The sequence below is a fragment of the Pseudonocardia halophobica genome (assembly GCF_027922425.1).
GTDB classification, from domain to species: Bacteria; Actinomycetota; Actinomycetes; order Mycobacteriales; family Pseudonocardiaceae; genus Pseudonocardia; species Pseudonocardia halophobica.
In genome coordinates, this window is sequence record NZ_BSFQ01000134.1 from 1 (window position 1) to 1112 (window position 1112).

Annotated in this window: 1 protein-coding gene; it reads right to left on the reverse strand. The window is 68.2% G+C overall.

The window, feature by feature from the left end:
• Positions 1 to 99: 99 nt before the first annotated feature.
• Positions 100 to 984, reverse strand: a complete 885-nt coding sequence (locus PKE99_RS37675; protein WP_037054152.1) for an alpha/beta fold hydrolase — start codon at positions 982 to 984, stop codon at positions 100 to 102.
• Positions 985 to 1112 lie beyond the last annotated feature (128 nt).

Below are 1112 nucleotides of genomic sequence, written 5' to 3' on the forward strand. Positions count from 1 at the left end.
GCGCCTGGCCGAAGGCGGCGTCGAGCTCCGCCGCGGGGTCGTCGAGCAGCTCGGCGTGGTCGAGCAGCTGGCTGTGGCTCGTCGCCACCAGCGCGAGGGTCATCGCGCCGCTTCCTCTCGGCCGAGCAGGAAGTCGAGGTGGATCTTGTTGAAGGTCTCGGTGTCCTCGTACTGCGGCCAATGCCCGCACTCCTCCATCACGGCGAGGCGGCCGTTCGGGATCAGCGAGGCGATGCGCTCGCCCTCGTCGACCGGGCCGGAGGGGTCCTTGGTGGTCCAGATGACCAGGGCCTCGGCCTGGATCGCGCGCAGGTCGTCGTCGCTGATCATGTTGCGCTTGCGGGTCTCGAGGTCCTGCAGCGCCATGTTCGACTCGCAGGCCTTGAGCCAGTCGGGCTGCTGGAAGATGGCCTGGCGGGTGCGGATGAGGTCGTCGGTGACCATGGTCGGGTCGGCCATCAGCCACTCCAGGCGCGCCTTGACCCGCTCCCAGGAGGGGTCCTTCGCGGCCTCCATGGACAGCGTGTAGAGCCGCTCCATGACCTTGAGGTTGGCCATCGTGCCGCCCATGGTGTTGAGCACGATCTTCTCGACGCGCTCGGGGTGCTGCTGGGCGAACCGTGCGGTGACCCAGCCGCCGAGCGACTCGCCGGAGAAGGAGGCCTTCTGCGCGCCGAGGGTGTCCACGATGTGGTTGACCTGGTCGATGTAGTGCGGGATCTCCAGCGGGTGGTCGGGCTTGGTGGAGTAGCCGTGCCCGATGAAGTCGATCGCCCAGACCGAGAAGTGCTCGGCGTGCGCCTTGAGGTTGCGAACGTAGGCCTCGGCGTGGCCGGTGATGCCGTGCAGGAACAGCAGCACGGGCTTGGAGTCGTCACCGGCGTGCAAATAGCGGGTCCGGTAGGGCCCGGCCTGCAGGAAGCCCTGGCTGAACTCGACCTGGTTGAGGTCGTTCCAGACGCTGGTGTAGGGACGCTCGGTCATCGCAGTGCTTCCTCCGTCAAGGTGTTCTCTCGGTTTGAGCCGTCGCCGGGGCCGACCTGTGGCACGGCGACCGGCACGGCCCGGGCGCTTTAGGCGGGCCCTCGGTGTCGCGGATCGCGTGGTCGGTG